Source organism: Drancourtella sp. An12 (assembly GCF_002160935.1).
In the GTDB taxonomy this organism is placed as follows: domain Bacteria; phylum Bacillota; class Clostridia; order Lachnospirales; family Lachnospiraceae; genus Sellimonas; species Sellimonas catena.
Map to the genome: position 1 here is coordinate 13,064 of NZ_NFLO01000016.1, position 13,976 is coordinate 27,039.

General features: G+C 42.5%; 14 protein-coding genes and 1 pseudogene. 8 read left to right on the plus strand and 7 right to left on the minus strand.

The genetic code is table 11. The features are described 5' to 3' along the window. Window positions 1-3 precede the first annotated feature (3 nt). The 5 genes from B5E64_RS12890 (at window position 4) to B5E64_RS12915 (ending at window position 4,685) form a co-directional block, all read left to right on the plus strand. Window positions 4-1,020: a histidine kinase dimerization/phospho-acceptor domain-containing protein gene (locus B5E64_RS12890; protein ID WP_162610188.1), complete on the plus strand. Its 1,017-nt coding sequence runs from the start codon at window positions 4-6 to the stop codon at window positions 1,018-1,020. A 17-nt stretch (window positions 1,021-1,037) separates the two neighbouring features. Beyond that, the gene (locus tag B5E64_RS12895) at window positions 1,038-1,439 is read left to right on the plus strand and encodes a sensor histidine kinase (RefSeq protein WP_162610189.1); all 402 of its coding nucleotides are present in this window, start codon (window positions 1,038-1,040) and stop codon (window positions 1,437-1,439) included. Window positions 1,440-1,821: 382 nt separating this feature from the next. Continuing rightward, on the plus strand, window positions 1,822-2,343 hold the full coding sequence (locus B5E64_RS12905) for a putative ABC transporter permease (RefSeq protein ID WP_087168882.1): 522 nt from the start codon (window positions 1,822-1,824) through the stop codon (window positions 2,341-2,343). Between the two features lie 275 nt (window positions 2,344-2,618). Further along, on the plus strand, window positions 2,619-3,251 hold the full coding sequence (locus tag B5E64_RS12910; protein WP_140398861.1) for a hypothetical protein: 633 nt from the start codon (window positions 2,619-2,621) through the stop codon (window positions 3,249-3,251). Between the two features lie 141 nt (window positions 3,252-3,392). Then, window positions 3,393-4,685: an IS110 family transposase gene (locus B5E64_RS12915; protein WP_087168884.1), complete on the plus strand. Its 1,293-nt coding sequence runs from the start codon at window positions 3,393-3,395 to the stop codon at window positions 4,683-4,685. Between the two features lie 159 nt (window positions 4,686-4,844). On the opposite strand, the gene B5E64_RS12920 is transcribed toward B5E64_RS12915, so the two are convergent. The 5 genes from B5E64_RS12920 to B5E64_RS12940 all read right to left on the minus strand — a co-directional run bounded on the left by B5E64_RS12920 (window position 4,845) and on the right by B5E64_RS12940 (window position 7,503). After that, the gene (locus B5E64_RS12920; protein ID WP_087168885.1) at window positions 4,845-5,759 is read right to left on the minus strand and encodes an IS3 family transposase; all 915 of its coding nucleotides are present in this window, start codon (window positions 5,757-5,759) and stop codon (window positions 4,845-4,847) included. After that, window positions 5,756-6,040, minus strand: a complete 285-nt coding sequence (locus tag B5E64_RS12925; protein WP_207752756.1) for a transposase — start codon at window positions 6,038-6,040, stop codon at window positions 5,756-5,758. The genes B5E64_RS12920 and B5E64_RS12925 overlap by 4 nt, the downstream gene beginning before the upstream one ends. Before the next feature lie 221 nt (window positions 6,041-6,261). Further along, window positions 6,262-6,690, minus strand: a complete 429-nt coding sequence (locus tag B5E64_RS12930) for a hypothetical protein (protein WP_087168887.1) — start codon at window positions 6,688-6,690, stop codon at window positions 6,262-6,264. Further along, complete coding sequence (locus tag B5E64_RS12935; protein ID WP_087168888.1) at window positions 6,690-7,091, minus strand: helix-turn-helix transcriptional regulator; 402 nt, start codon at window positions 7,089-7,091, stop codon at window positions 6,690-6,692. Before B5E64_RS12935 ends, B5E64_RS12930 begins: the two co-directional genes overlap by 1 nt. A 28-nt stretch (window positions 7,092-7,119) precedes the next feature. After that, a complete protein-coding gene (locus B5E64_RS12940) occupies window positions 7,120-7,503 on the minus strand; it encodes a type II toxin-antitoxin system RelE/ParE family toxin (RefSeq protein WP_158099179.1) in 384 nt (127 codons plus the stop codon). A 300-nt stretch (window positions 7,504-7,803) separates the two neighbouring features. Between B5E64_RS12940 and B5E64_RS12945 the strand changes: the two genes are divergently transcribed. Next, window positions 7,804-9,078 carry an IS110 family transposase gene (locus B5E64_RS12945; RefSeq protein WP_087168890.1) on the plus strand — a complete coding sequence of 425 codons (1,275 nt, stop codon included), beginning with the start codon at window positions 7,804-7,806 and terminating at the stop codon, window positions 9,076-9,078. Window positions 9,079-9,762: 684 nt separating this feature from the next. Here the strand turns inward: B5E64_RS12945 and B5E64_RS12950 are convergent. Together B5E64_RS12950 and B5E64_RS12955 are read right to left on the minus strand one after the other, a co-directional pair. After that, window positions 9,763-11,775, minus strand: coding sequence for a DUF6449 domain-containing protein (locus B5E64_RS12950; protein WP_087168891.1), 2,013 nt, complete (start codon window positions 11,773-11,775; stop codon window positions 9,763-9,765). Then, entirely contained in the window at window positions 11,750-12,700 is a 951-nt protein-coding gene (locus B5E64_RS12955; protein ID WP_087168892.1) for an ABC transporter ATP-binding protein, read from the minus strand. The genes B5E64_RS12950 and B5E64_RS12955 overlap by 26 nt, the downstream gene beginning before the upstream one ends. A gap of 347 nt (window positions 12,701-13,047) precedes the next feature. On the opposite strand from B5E64_RS12955, the gene B5E64_RS12960 reads away from it, so the two are divergent. After that, window positions 13,048-13,614 carry a hypothetical protein gene (locus tag B5E64_RS12960; protein ID WP_087168893.1) on the plus strand — a complete coding sequence of 189 codons (567 nt, stop codon included), beginning with the start codon at window positions 13,048-13,050 and terminating at the stop codon, window positions 13,612-13,614. Next, a pseudogene (locus tag B5E64_RS12965) lies at window positions 13,581-13,801 on the plus strand (transposase); the annotation flags it as partial. The gene B5E64_RS12960 and the pseudogene B5E64_RS12965, both read left to right, overlap by 34 nt. Window positions 13,802-13,976: the final 175 nt, after the last annotated feature.

Consider the following 13,976-nt stretch of genomic DNA (forward strand, 5'->3'; position numbering starts at 1 on the left):
CCCATGTCATTAAAAAAGAGAATGTTTCGGTCCAATATGATGATACTGTTTGCAGCTTTATGTTCTTTAATGCTGATCATCTTGGGAGTGCTGATTTTGTTTGAGGATTCCCTAGAAAGACAACTTCATTCCATAACCCAGAGCCAGGTGGATCCCAATGCCTGGCAGGTGTCGCAGCTTATTGAAGAAACTGATCCGGAGGCGGCAGAAGAATTTGTAAAACATGCAGAAAATCTGGGATACCAGACAGCACTTTTTCAGAACGGACGAGTTGTGGGCGGATATGACGGTGAGCACATGAAAGATCTGGCGGAAGTCTTTCAGTCAAACGAATACCAAAGCGGACAGACAGAAGTATTTACTTTCCAGAAAGCAACGATTATAGGAAAGTATTTTACGGATGAGAATATTTATCTTGCAGCAGTTCATTTCCCGGAGGAAGACGGAAGCATCGTGTCTTTGAATGCATCCTTTTATATTTTTGTCGGGGCTGTCTTCCTGGCCGGTATTGCAGCCATCGCAGTTCTATTGTTTCTGGCCTCTTTCTTTACGCGAAGAATGAACCGGGTTGTCATGGAGCCGCTGGAACAGCTGGTAGAAGGAGCGGAACGGATCAAAAGCGGAAATTTAAAAGAGAACATCAAGTATCAGGGCGAAGCGGAGTTTGAACATGTCTGCGAGACGTTCAATGAAATGCAGCACACGATTCTGGAAGATCAAAGACAGCGGGAAAAGACAGAAAAAGCCAGAACAGACATGATTACAGGAATTTCGCATGATCTGAGGACCCCGCTGACTTCCATTCGTGGATATATCAAGGGAGTACTCGACGGTGTGGCAGATACCGGAGAAAGGAAGAAACGTTATCTGGAAACGGCGTATGAATCTACGGAAGAAATGAATCATCTGCTCCAGAAGCTCTTTGACTTTTCACGTATGGAAAGCGGACAGATGCCGTTCCATATGATAAAAGCAGATCTGGCAGAATATGCGGCATCTTATGTGCGCAAAAAGAAGTGACTGCCGATCCTCGGAAATTGAAATTTCATTTTCATAAAAAAGAAGAGCTGATAGCGGAAGTCCGGTTTGATATCGAACAGATAAGGAGAATACTGGATAATCTGCTGGAAAACAGCATGAAGTATGCTATGGTGGAACCGGTGGAAATTGACATTACGGTATCTGAGACAGAATCAGAGATCAAGCTGGAGTGGAAAGACAACGGAAACGGCGTGCCGGAGGAAAAACTCGGACGGATTTTCGAGCGGTTTTACCGGTGCGATGAGTCCAGACAGAAAAAAGGCAGCGGAGTGGGACTTTATGTGACAGACTATATTATGAAACAGTATGGCGGATCTGCAAAAGCCGAAAACGATGGCGGCCTGAAGATTATTCTTACGTTTCCTAAAAGAGAAAACGATATGACGGCAGGTGAATAGATCGATTGACAGACAGGCATTTGCGATACCGAAGCAAAAATCAGAAGAATCCTGCGGGGCAGTTACGGCTCTGTGGGATTCTTTTTCATATTTCTGAAACAAAACAGGAACGTTCTGTAAACAAACAAAAGGTAGGATAAAAGCAGATTTCTGAGAAAGGAGAACAGAACATTCAAAAGAAAAAATAAGCTATGAAACATATCATAAGTCTGAAAAACGAAAAGATACAAAAAGAAGAATGGGCGGGAACCTTTTACAGGCTGTTCTGGATTTATGTTATCTGCGGTGTAGGAGGATTTCTGATTGAATCCATATGGTGCTGGATTGATTTTCATGAATTTACGAGCAGAACCAGCAACCGGTTTTTCCCAATCAGCTGCATATGGGATTCGGAGGAGTACTTCTGCATTTATTTACTGCAAAAGATCAGGAAAACAGTAAGCTATATCTGTTTGTGAAATGTACTGTTCTAGGCGCACTGTTTGAATTTCTGTGCGGCTATCTGGGAGAGCACCTTCTGGAAGTGACCTTCTGGGATTATTCCGCAATGCCGCTTCATATCGGGAAGTACATCAACCTCCCGTTCTGCCTGGTGTGGGGAGGAATCGGCGTTGCCTGGGTGTGGAAGATTTATCCTCTGATCAGGAGAAAACTGGAAACTCCGGTTCTGACAGGGCCGAACACCGCAATGAGAGTATTTCTGGTGCTCATGATTTGCTCCCAAGTTCTCACCGGGGCGGCGCTGCTCAGAATGCATGAACGACAGAGCCGAAATGTAGAGGAAAATGTTGTGGAATATGTGCTGGATCAATGCTTCCCTGACCAGACACTGCAACGATATTTCCCGAAAATGAAAAGCACAGTTACAGGTGAAAAAATATATATACAGGAAACAAAAAGTTAAACCCCATCGATTTCGGTGGGGTTTTTTGATAGAGAAGAATAGGGGGAACAGGGAAGAAAGTATAGATATGGGAGTGTGGATTATCAAACATTTGTTCGAATTCAGGGCTTGTCCTATATACTTTTGTGGTAAGATTTGTTATAATGTGCGAAAAGGTAACGGATGTAATGGTGGAAGTTGAAAAGTAGGAGGGACAGATGGAAAGTGCATCGAGAATCGGATGTATGGCGAATAGATATGCACGGATTGCCATGCTTCATTATGCGGATGCAAAGATGCAGGCAGAGACAATATATCATACGGCTGATTATGATGAAATGTCAATTTTGGAAGATAAATTAGAAGAACATTGTATCATAGTGGTCGTATTTTCAGCGATGGCGCTGGAATCCTATTTTAATGATTATCTCGCAGATAAAATGGGAGACAAGTTTTATTATGAAAATTTTGACATGATTCGTCCGACTGCAAAAATGCAATTTATTGCAAAGTTTATTTTTCATGTAAAACTGGATAAAGGACAACATTTATACCATTCTGTTGACAAATTATTTAAATTGAGAAATCAGTATGTACATAATAAAAGCAAAGATGCGACGAAATATGGTATGACAGAAGAGCAGCTTGAAAAAAGGAAAGATGTAGAATCGGACTTTGAAGCATGGTCCATTCATCTAAAAAACAATATCAAAAAAGAAATGGAGAAAGCGGAAGAAGCCGTCCGGGCATTGTGCAAAACGGTAAAGTGGATTGACCAGATGGACAAGAACAGTTATGCCATGTTTTGGGTTTTGGGCGCAGGCGGATATGCACATTATAATGAAGAAGAAAGAAGAAAAATCTGTCAGGTTCAGAAAGAATTTGGCATACCGGTGATTAAAGAAGTATCAGAGAAAAATGCTTTTTAATAATTGTAGGAGCTTCCTGTATAATTCAAATATAGGGAATCCCATGAAAGGTGGTTGAGAAAAAAGGATACCTCAGAGTAAAATAAGATTTGCTGACTTTGAGCGGTTAGTAAAATCTTATAAAACAGAGAGGTATCTAAAATGAAGTATAACACACAAAACGCAAAAATTGCATCTATTACGGAAGAAACTTTAATCCTTGGGATTGATGTCGGAAGTGAAACTCATTATGTAAGGGCATTCGACTGGCGTAATTATGAATTTTCTGATAAGCCACTGGCATTCAGCAATGATGAAGCCGGGTTCCTGACATTCATAGCGTGGGTCGAGGATATCAAAGGGAAATCAGGCAAAACTGCTGTGATCCCCGGAATGGAACCAACAGGACATTACTGGTTCAATCTTGGGAAGTTCCTGCAGGACAGCGGGATGAGACCAGTTCATGTGAATCCGCACCATGTAAAAAAATCGAAGGAAATGGATGACAATAATCCGGAGAAGAATGACCGTAAAGATCCAAAAACCATTGCTGCACTGGTGAATGAAGGACGTTTTTCCTGTCCTTATATTCCTACAGGGGTTTATGCAGAGATCCGGAGCCTTTCAAACCTGCGCTTCCAGACACAGGAAGAAATCACAAGGATTCGAAATCGGATCGCGCGATGGATCAGTATCTATTTTCCTGAATATAAAGACGTTTATGGGAAACTGGAGGCAGTAAGCGGGCTGATGGTGCTTAAGGAGGCTCCGCTTCCGATGAGGATCAAAGAACTGGGAGCGGAAGGGATCAACCAGATCTGGCGGAACGCAAGGCTGAGAGGCGCCGGGATGAAGAGGGCAAAGACCCTGTTATCGGCAGCGGAGCACAGCGTTGGGAGCCAGGAAGCACCGGAAACAGCATCCTTGGAGATCCGAAATCTGTTGGAAGACTATGAGAAGTATGGCAGGCGTATGGAGGAGCTGATGGCTAAGATAGAAGAAAAGATCAAGGAAGTTCCATATGTAGATAAACTTCTAGAGATCAAAGGGATCGGGCTGAAAACGGTATGTGGATTTATCTCAGAAGTTGGCGATCTGAGCAGGTTTGATGATCCGAAGCAGTTACAGAAGCTGGCGGGATATGCGATTGTGAAGAACAGCTCAGGGAAGCATGCAGGCGAAAGCCATATCAGTTACCGGGGACGGAAGAGGCTGAGATATGTGTTGTATGAAGCGGCGATATCCGTGATAGGGAAAAATGGCGAATTCAGGGAGATTCACCGGTATTATCAAACAAGGGATAAGAATCCCCTGAAAAAGATGCAGTCGGTCGTAGTGGTAGCATGTAAAGTTCTTCGAGTCTTCTATGCCATACTGACAAAGGGAGTAGAGTATGATGGGGAAAAGATGCTGCGTGATATCAGGAGGCCGGGAATGAGTGCCCAGGCAGCATAAGAAGATAAGTCATCGTAAGAAAAGCTGACGTGGCTGAAGTGAGTGGTCAGATCAAAAGAGACTCTGGCCGTAGAGTTCAGCCACGCCGGAGAGGAAGCAGCTGACTGTGGTCCTATGTCAAGATTTAGCGCAAGTTAAAATGAGAAATTTATCCTCATCTTAACTTACTAAGAGCAGTTCGTTTGTCTGTGTCTGCTCATATAGTTTTTCAAAGTCATTTGGTGACATGTAATCGCAATGACTATGAATACGTTTGGTATTATAAAAGGCTTCAATATACTCGAATATCAGACGATATGCCTGCTGATAATCACGTATTTTAAACCGGTTCAGCCATTCCCGTTTGATAAGTGCATGAAACGATTCGATACATGCATTATCCCATGGGAAAGCCTTTTTCGAGTAGCTGCGCTGCATTTTTGCAGTGGCTTCCCGATATGCCTGGGATACATACTGCCTTCCTCTATCACTGTGGATAATTAACGGCAACTTCGTGTTCCGTCTGGCTTTCGCTTTATTGATGGTATTAATCACACAGGATACCTCTAAAGTCTGGCTGAGTGTCCAGGCAATGATCTTACGGGAAAACAGATCCATAATGCTTGTCAGATAGACAAAGCCATCTGTCGTCCAGATATACGTGATATCACTGCACCATACCGCATTTGGACGATCAGGAGTAAACTGTTCATCCAGGATATTTTGAAGTTCGTTACTGAAATCGGAATCTATGGTAGTGATCGTCCATGGTTTCACCCATTGGGCTTTAATTCCCATTTCCTTCATATATTTTCCGACAGTACGCTCTGAGATGGTCTCCCCCTTCTGACGTAGCTTTCTGGTGATTTTTGGGGCTCCGTAGTTTTGCTTCGATTGATCATAAATATCCTGTATTTTGGCTTTTATGTATTCCCTGCGTTTTTCTGTATCAGAAGGAGTACGGTTTAGCCATGAACGATATCCAGACCGTGAAACGCCTAAATATTTCAGCATTCCGGAGACGGAGACCCGGCGATTCTGTTTTCTGGCAGCTTCCGTCTTTTCAGAAACCTCGAGATAAATGGCTTCTGTTATTTTCCCAGAATGCTGATAGCTTTTTTTAGCACATCAAGTGCATCCTGGGCATCACGGAGTTCGCGTTTCAGACGGGCAATCTCTTTCTGCTCATCAGAGGCGTAATTACCGGAGCCACGAACAGGGATATCGCCAGACTCCCGGAAATCCTTCAGCCATTTTGTCAGAGTGCTGTAACCCACACCGAGGTTTTGAGCACAGCCACGGACACCAAGCTCTTTGTGATCGAAATAATACTGGACTGCATCCAGTTTAAACTGTTTGTCATGTTGCTTTGCCATAATGAGATCCTCCTTCAGTACGATATTTCTATTATATCATGTATTGTCTATTTGGAATTTTCTCATTTTGACTTGCACTATTTATATACTAGCACCATCAGTTTGAAGGTTTACACAAACTTTGGGATACTCCCTAAACAAAGCGAAGATGCCGCTCGATCATCTAATCTGATGATTTTGTGACACCTTCATCAGCATTTTTTCTGAACTAGCTGTGCTCATTATTCCATACTTTTATAATAATCAATTATATTTACAAAAGGGATTACAATTTTTCCGTTATTAAAAATATTAGCCGTAAGTGTTTCTATTTTCCCTCTTGCAATCCCAATAATGGCCGCCGCTCCATTCACTGCTACAAGTTGCTTAAATTTCTTTTCACTAATGCTTCCCTGTGAAAGAAATGCTCCCTCCAGTGACAGTTCCATTATGAATTTATGCTTTTCTGATTGTTCAACTTCAATTTCAAAATCAATATTCATTATAGAAAAGATACCGTTATCATCCGTTTCAAAATATGGTTCATTTATTGTAAGTCCAAAACTTCTTTTTGCATCCTTTTCGATATCAACTATATCATTCTTAACAGTAAGATTTTTGATTGTTGCTCCAACCAGTTCTATACCTGGCGCAACTATGTTAAATTTCATTACGCAATCGCCTCCTTGTCAAAAGAATATGATGATATCCATTCTCTTTTCACTTTTTTCTTCTCCGCTCTCTCAGAATCCCATTTGACAATCGAATAATCTGATTTCTCAAGTGGTTTTTCTAGTGCAATAGATAATTCTAAATGAAGCTTTTGACAAATATCATTTAATGCTTTCACTGTAAAATTATACTCTCTGCCTTCCCATTTAGAAACCATTCCTTGAGTCACGCCCATGTATTCTGCAAATTCCTTTTGGGTCATGTCCATTTCAAGTCTACATCTCTCGATCTGTGCAGAAATCTTTGCTAACTCAACAATCGTTTTCACTTCAGATTCTGACAATCCTTCCGAAATCCAATTTGTTTTTTTTGCATTTGCAAGTTTTTCCGCAATTCCCATTATTCTATCCTCCGATTCTATTCTCTCTCTAGCTATCAAGCCATTTTATCCTTTGCAAAGCGGTCTTAATCGCTCTTTGATAGTCTCCCGTGTTTTTTTCCAAAAATGCTGTTAATAGTATTACAGCTCCCTCTTCAATTATGTAAATTATTCTTACATTTTTCTTTGATTCGGGATGCCTGATACTGTATAATCTATCAACACCAGTTAGTTTTTCAAATTGTGGCAGATCAATCGCCCGTTCCTTTTCTTGTTCCAGCACTGCCAAATCTTGAATAAGCTTTTTTTGATATCTTTCCCATGGCGGAATATCTTTCCAAGGTTCATCAACTGCTTTTTTAAATTCCTTCTTTACGCTTGAAATAGCAAAGGTATTTTCAATTCCTTTTACGCATATTTTTTCTAGCTCCACATTCAATTTCTCTCCTTTATCTATTTATAATATTACTTATAGGTAATAATTGCAATAGAAAATACTCTATTTCCTCATATCCATTTCTATTCATCTCTAAGTATTATGCATTTAACCTTTTCTACACAGTACCGCTCGTTTTCGGACAATGTTGTATTGAGACAAATGATTGTACTATGAATCTAAGGAGCATTCCTGTAATTCAGAAATATTGCCAATTGAATAAAAAAGAACCTCAGGGTAAGATTGAGTTGCATCTTGGCGGATGTAAACAAAACAATCATAAACCGGAGGTTCAAAATGAATTTAACACAGAATGACAGACTAAAGCAAGTAACAAGTGAAACTTTAATTGTTGGAGTTGATGTTGGATCACAAACTCACTTCTGCAGAGCGTTTGACTGGAGGGGATTAGAACTCTCCCGAAGAGTGTTCAAGTTTAGTAACACCGGAATGGGATTCCTTACTTTCCTTCGATGGACAGAGGAACTCATGAATAAAACTGAAATGAAAACTGTTATTGTTGGCTGCGAGCCTACCGGCTGTTACTGGCTTACTTTTCAGAAGTTCTTACAAGACCATGATATCCAGCTCGTAACGGTTAATCCGTTTGCAGTTAACAGAAGCAAGGAACTGGATGATAACAGTCCTGAGAAAAGTGATTTAAAGGATCCAAAGACCATTGCGTTACTTGTGAAGGATGGAAGGTATTCCACTTCTTATCTTCCAAGTGGAGTGTATGCTGAGATTAGAGAGGCTTCTGTCTGCAGAGACCAGCTCATGAAACAGCATGTGCGTCTGTCAAATCAGATACAGGGGTGGCTTCAGAAGTTCTTTCCGGAGTATTTTGAGTGTTATGCTGCTTGGGATTCCACCAGTGGACTTATGCTTTTGAAAGAGGCACCACTGCCACAGGATATTCTTAGAATCGGTGCAGGGGGAATCAATCAGATATGGCGTGATGCAAAGGTGCGTGGGGCAGGTATAAAGAGGGCACAGACCTTGGTAGAAGCAGCACAAAATAGCGTAGGATTGGAAGGCGGTGAGGCTGCAAGGCTTGAGATATGGATACTTATAAATGATTACATTCTGAAAGCGGAACAGCTTAGAAGACTGGATGAATACCTGGAAGAAAAAGTAAAAGAAGTACCAAATGTGGAGAAACTGCTCGCCATTAAAGGAGTAGGGATGAGTACTGTGATTGGCTTTATCGCAGAGGTTGGTGATATCGGACGTTTCACTGATCCCAAACAGATACAGAAGCTTGCAGGATTAGAGATAGTCAAGAAAAGCTCTGGGAAAAAGAAGGGGCAGCCAAGAATCAGTAAGAGGGGCAGGAGAAAACTACGAAGAACCATGTATGAATCAGCACGAGCGCTGATGAATTGGAATCCGGCATTTCAGGATGTTTTCCTTTATTACAGGAATAGACAGAAAAATCCGCTTGGTGGAATGCAGGCCAAGATAGCAGTTGCATGTAAAGCAATCAGGGTATTCTATGTAGTATTACAAACAGGCTGTGACTTTGACGAGGAGAAGTTCCGAAAGGATATCGTCAGGCCGGAAGCAGCCTAATACCAAAAAGCACATACTGTAGCAGATAACGTCCGCCAAGGATTCAATTGGTGCTGGATTACAGGAGTGCTCTCTATCAATGACAAAGCAGAGCGAAGCCGTTAAGACATATTTAATAGGGCATGACCCTGATAAGGAGCAGAAGCGGCATCCCACTATGGGTAGGCTGGACGAAGGAATTTAGGACCCTTGTAGTAGAGGATGATCCTGTTAGACATGAGAGGTTAGCAGCCATAGGGAAGAATGGGACACATAATCGCCTTCATAAAAAGATGACGTTTTATTTTGTGCACCTTTCTGACTGGAAACATACGTGCATTGAATCTGAAATGACACAGTTTTCGCCCATTAATGAATGCTTATCATTGTTTGTAACTTTATAAACCATTGCACAAATGGCTAAAATACAGGCTTTTTTGTGCAAAATAAATAAGAAAGTATAGAGAGGAATCTTTATGATTACATACGATCCTTTTTTGAATATATACCCCCTCGATGACTAGAAGCCAACGCTTTGTGCGATGGCTTCTTCTCCTTTGTTCTATTATGCAGGATTCCCCATTCTTATAATTATAAGGTGTTATGGCTGTTCATCATCAAAAACGACTCTTCCTGGAATTTCCGTTCTTCTTCCATTCTGAAATTCATCTTTCCACTCGGAAGTTCCAAAAGGTACATTCCAGGTCACTCGCTCCTCTTCTGTGCGCAGCTTACATGGAGGATCGAGTTTGTCTCCTCATCAACTACCAAAGCTTCAATCTCAGCAGAATGATCCAGCGGATACAAGAGAGGCTGGATATCCAGTTCCTCCGGTATCAGATTCTGACTGAAAGCTTCCACCTCATCTTCCTTTTCGTAATGCAGCGTATACATGCCGCCGGAAACCGGACCATTGGCACTGGATACAGGATAACTATCCAGCACCTCTATGGAATCCACCTTGTAATCTGCAAGCCTTTTCTCTGTATCAATGCCATATTCTTTGAGGAGATCACATGTCAGCTCAAAGAACGGGTAGACAAACATGTTCGTAATACTTCCGTCTGAGGAAGATCTGATCCTTGTATATCCGCACGGCAGCTCTTCTCCAAGCTGTTCCATCTTAAGTTCTGAGACATCCTGCCGGTACGCGTCAAGGAGAGCTTCTTTCTGATCCCCCGTGATCTGAAGGGCAGTTCCTCTTACACTGTCTTCCCATGTAAAGCGGTCTTCTGATACATCCTCAAGCTTTACTGCTGGATAGGCAATCCGCTTATATTCATCCGTCTCATATACTGATGCGAACATCTCCACCTGTTCTCTGGTCAGCGGATAAGAACGGTAATGGGTGCCGCCGTCCGGCATATAGTAGCAGACTTTTGCACGAGTGCAGGAACTGTCCGCCATACTGCTCTCACCGATGTCTTCCCTGATGATCTCCTGAAGCCACGTAAGCACTGCCGTGCGACCTTCTCCCTTTAGCTGATACCGCCTCAACTGCGCAGCCGTCTCATATTTTTCCTGATTTCCCGACACCTCGGCATAAGTCGAGCAATCCATACCGATCCCATCGATACTGATCCCGATGCTTTCTGCATTTTCCGGAAAGAGGGTGTCATAAGCGGAAGCTCCGGCAGGAAATGCCAGACCTGCTACAATTACAGCCGCTGCAGACAATACAAGCTGCCACTTTCTACGGAAAAACTTCACCTCTGTTCCCTGTACCGCATACTCCAACAGCAAATGTACCGCAAGAGCTATAACCACTCCGCCCACAGTACAGCCGATGATAGAACCGATGCCGACAGACGCCGGATCTAAAAAATCCGACAGAAAACTGCACATCCATAAGCCTGCAAGGAATGATACCAGTATCTGTACTGTCTGTTCTGCCGGCGCCAGAGTAAATATCCGCCCGGTCCTCTCTGTCTTTCTTTTCCTCTGCGCGAGTACGATGAACCCGAAAAGAACCACAATCCACAGGACAGCCGCTGCCACGGAAGAAATCTCCGGTGTAAATGTCAGCACAAACGGTTTTTCAAACACACTCATTCCGGTCAGATCAGCCGTGAGCCGCTCCGGTGACAGGACAGTATATAGCCATTCAAGAAACGGGTTTTTATAATATGTAACAAAATAATTCCGTGATAGCGCAGGGCATATATTCCCTGTCAGTATCGGAAAATATAGGATCATAACCGCACAGACGACTACTGCGGATATAATATTTCCGCAGATCACGGCGCACAGAATCCCTATGTGATAAAAGATCAGAAAGGACACCGCATATACAAAAATACTCTTCAGCGTGTAGCTTCCCGCATACACCCCGAACTGCAGATCAATAGCAGCCTGATAAATCCCGCATACTGCCATTATAAACATCAGAGGTACGATCACATTGAAGAGCCCGTGCACATACCGGCTCCAGAATATGGTTCCCCTGCTGACCGGCAAACTGTAGTAAAAGTCCTGCTGCTTCTGATGGAACAGATAGAAGAACTCAATGAAGGCGGTAAGAAGTCCGAGTCCCATGCAGATCCACCTGAGATCAAGGGCAGTGCCACCGATCCCGAAAAATGTATTTTCTGTGTCAAAACTCAGACGGGTCACGGCAAGGACGCCGTAAAGGATGAGAGTTCCCCACCCCAGAGCTGCCACAAGATGGCCTCTGCCTGCTTCTTTTACCCAGTTAATGAAGCACTTTGCGGATGTCATATCCTTTCACCTCCATCTCTGCGATAAATATTTCCTCTAGACTCATAGGGATCTCATTTAATACAGCAGGATGCTCCTCCTTCAACTTTGCCCTAATCTCCTCTTTATCCCCACGGACAGTCAAAGTGATAAAGCTTCCCTCTGAATGGATACGCACGATATCAAGGGTATTCTCAAGCCTGTCCATAATGTCCTGCAACTTCCCGCAGGATGACCACCCCTCTTCTTCTGTAATCTCGCCTTTATCAGCATTTGTATGAAATGCACACTGAAATTTCCACATATTCTCAGCCTGTACGCGCATATCTCCGGCAGTCACAAGTCCGCCTTTGTGCAAGATCGCGATATTCCCGCAGATATCTTCCAGTTCCTGCAGTCTGTGCGAAGCTACGACTACCGTAAATTTCCGCTCTTTCATCTCCTGCCGGAAGAGATTCTTCATCACTTCCGCCGCGATCGGATCAAGGCCGTCAAACACTTCGTCGCACAGCAGATATTTTGTTCCTGCACAGAGTGCGAGGATTAGGAATGCCTGCCGCTTCATCCCTTTGGAGAATGTACGGATCGGCTGTCTCACATCCAGGTTCAGTGATTCCGCCATGTATGTCACACCCTCTGCATCCATCCCTGGATATTGTCTCTGATAGAATTTCGCCATCTGTTCCATTGTGGCATTCGGAAAATAATATGGCGTGTCCGGCAGATAAAATATCTTCTCCGCCGAAACACTTAATGATTCATCATCTACAAGGATTTCACCAAAATCCGGCTCCAGTATTCCTGAGAGCAGACGGAGCATCGTCGTCTTTCCTGCACCATTCGTCCCGAGAAGGCCGAACATCATTCCTTCCGGAATATCAAGAAAGATATGATCTACAGCCGGTTTCCCATCGAATGTCTTTGTCAGCTCTCTCACGCTTATCATGTAATATCTCCTTGAAACATTTAATATTTTTGTAATAAATTATAACATGCCCTGCTGCTACTGTAAAGCTGACCAGAGACCTCTCCACCAGAACAGTAACCAAGAATAAAAATGCTCCGGCAGCCTGTCTTGCTGCTACAGCATAAGCTGCAGCAGTAATACAGAGTTTGCTGGAGCGTTAATATACTTTTATATTGTTTGCAAATATGAAAGAAAACCTTGAAACGAACCGATATTCCATGCAGTTCCACTGGTTGTGAATGCAAAATCAGTGACGTCTGCCTTTTGTAGTATACTTTCTATGAAAACAATAAAGGAGATGAAATCAGTATGCTGTTTATTCCCCTGTGACAGGGTATACGGAAGATGGAAAGGCCGTCTTGCCAAAAGCTCTTTGCTATGTATCTGACTGGTATATTGGATTTACCGTACTCACTGCTTACAAAGCAGGAACATATACACCAGGACTGGAAAAAGAACTTGTCAATGATAGTAATTTATCCAGTTCAGACATGAGTAAGTTTATTCAAAAGTTACTTACGGATTATACACATATGACACGCTCAACTGAGGATAAAGTATTAACATTTTCAGAACTTTATCAACTCTACTACAAGTGGAAATATAATGGCAAAAAAGTATATTCGGAGCAATCAAAATACTCTACACGTGCAGCTTATAAAAACTGTAAAGCGTTACACAATATACCAATCGATAAAATTACATATGAACAAATGCAGGATGTTGTTGATTCAATTCCTCTAAAATATTCTTCTTTGGATAACGTAGTCTTGCTGATGAAACAGATGTTTCGCTATGCAGCTGGAGTATCATTTATCGTTAGCAGGACAAAATTCCGCTTTTCAAGTTTTCAGCGACTGTCCGAAAAGTTATATATACGACAAATGCGATAGAATCATTAAACTCCACCTATCGGAGACTGAACCAGCAGAGAAGCGTTTCCCGAGCGATACGGCGCTGCTGAAAGCTCTGTATCTGGCTACCTTCGAAGCCACCAGAAGATGGACTACTACCATCCGGAACTGGGGTCAGGTATATGGCGAGCTGAGTATCATGTATGAAGGCAGGTTACCGGACTAAATGAACCTCCTGCTATATATAATATAGTCTTGAAACAGGTATTTGTGTTTGTTTTTAATTTCCACTTTCCTTAGTGTTAGTATACCACAGGCCTCCGCTTTATTTTAGCGTGAACTACTCGGTCTAAAGTACTGAATTTAATCCTTACATTCTCCTTTCCATGTTTAAAAACTTC

Bases quoted from the DNA above. Each gene is read 5' to 3' on its own strand.
- B5E64_RS12890 (WP_162610188.1), top strand. From the start codon at position 4: ATGTCATTAAAAAAGAGAATGTTTCGGTCCAATATGATGATACTGTTT.
- B5E64_RS12905 (WP_087168882.1), top strand. From the start codon at position 1,822: ATGGGATTCGGAGGAGTACTTCTGCATTTATTTACTGCAAAAGATCAG.
- B5E64_RS12910 (WP_140398861.1), top strand. From the start codon at position 2,619: ATGCAGGCAGAGACAATATATCATACGGCTGATTATGATGAAATGTCA.
- B5E64_RS12915 (WP_087168884.1), top strand. From the start codon at position 3,393: ATGAAGTATAACACACAAAACGCAAAAATTGCATCTATTACGGAAGAA.
- B5E64_RS12925 (WP_207752756.1), bottom strand. From the start codon at position 6,040: ATGGCAAAGCAACATGACAAACAGTTTAAACTGGATGCAGTCCAGTAT.
- B5E64_RS12930 (WP_087168887.1), bottom strand. From the start codon at position 6,690: ATGAAATTTAACATAGTTGCGCCAGGTATAGAACTGGTTGGAGCAACA.
- B5E64_RS12935 (WP_087168888.1), bottom strand. From the start codon at position 7,091: ATGGGAATTGCGGAAAAACTTGCAAATGCAAAAAAAACAAATTGGATT.
- B5E64_RS12945 (WP_087168890.1), top strand. From the start codon at position 7,804: ATGAATTTAACACAGAATGACAGACTAAAGCAAGTAACAAGTGAAACT.
- B5E64_RS12950 (WP_087168891.1), bottom strand. From the start codon at position 11,775: ATGACATCCGCAAAGTGCTTCATTAACTGGGTAAAAGAAGCAGGCAGA.
- B5E64_RS12955 (WP_087168892.1), bottom strand. From the start codon at position 12,700: ATGATAAGCGTGAGAGAGCTGACAAAGACATTCGATGGGAAACCGGCT.